The organism is Streptomyces sp. T39, from assembly GCF_008042045.1.
In the GTDB taxonomy this organism is placed as follows: Bacteria; Actinomycetota; Actinomycetes; order Streptomycetales; family Streptomycetaceae; genus Streptomyces.
The window spans coordinates 1-635 of sequence record NZ_RDBP01000140.1; the positions used below are offsets into that span (position 1 = coordinate 1).

1 protein-coding gene and 1 pseudogene are annotated in these 635 nt (G+C 72.1%); one reads left to right on the plus strand and one right to left on the minus strand.

All coding sequences use genetic code 11. The annotated features are described in order from the left end of the window. Nucleotides 1-200 (plus strand): SCO5918 family protein (locus EAO77_RS39580; RefSeq protein WP_222723746.1); only part of this gene is annotated, 200 nt, incomplete at its 5' end. Nucleotides 201-346: 146 nt separating this feature from the next. Here EAO77_RS39580 and EAO77_RS36165 read toward each other — a convergent pair. Next, a pseudogene (locus EAO77_RS36165) lies at nt 347-613 on the minus strand (SCO5918 family protein); the annotation flags it as partial. Between the last annotated feature and the right edge of the window lie 22 nt (nt 614-635).

Sequence of the window (635 nt, forward strand, 5' to 3'; positions counted from 1 at the left end):
CCAAGCAGGTCGGCCAGGTTCTCACCCGTCAGGACCGCCGCGACCGCCGCGACTTCAGCGCCGACGAGGTCCTGCGTGCCATGACCAAGCTCGGCTTCACCTGTCGCAGCCAGCCCCGGACCGCCGCGCCCGCCCGCGGGCTCGACCCCGTCCAGCGCGCCTGCGCGCTGCTCGGCACGGCGGCGCCTGTCTGGCCGTGACCCGGACGGGTCCACACCGCGCGGCCGTGCGGAGTGCAGGCTGTGCGGTGCGCGGACCTCTGCAGCCGTTCGCCGTCGTGCGGACCTCGCGCCTCGACCCCGATCGGGTGACCCGCGCGGTGTGGACCCGTCCGGGTCACCCGATCGGGGTCGAGCCCGCGGGCGGGCGCGGCGGTCCGGGGCTGGCTGCGACAGGTGAAGCCGAGCTTGGTCATGGCACGCAGGACCTCGTCGGCGCTGAAGTCGCGGCGGTCCTGACGGGTGAGAACCTGGCCGACCTGCTTGGCGGGATAGGCGCGGCGCCCGATGACCACGGACGCGCCGGTGATCTCCTCGGCCTTGACGCCCTTCATGGATTCCATGACGCCGCTCTTGGTGAAATCGAAGGGAAAACGGGCGATGACACAGCGCACGATGCCTCACAGGGAGAAGAAG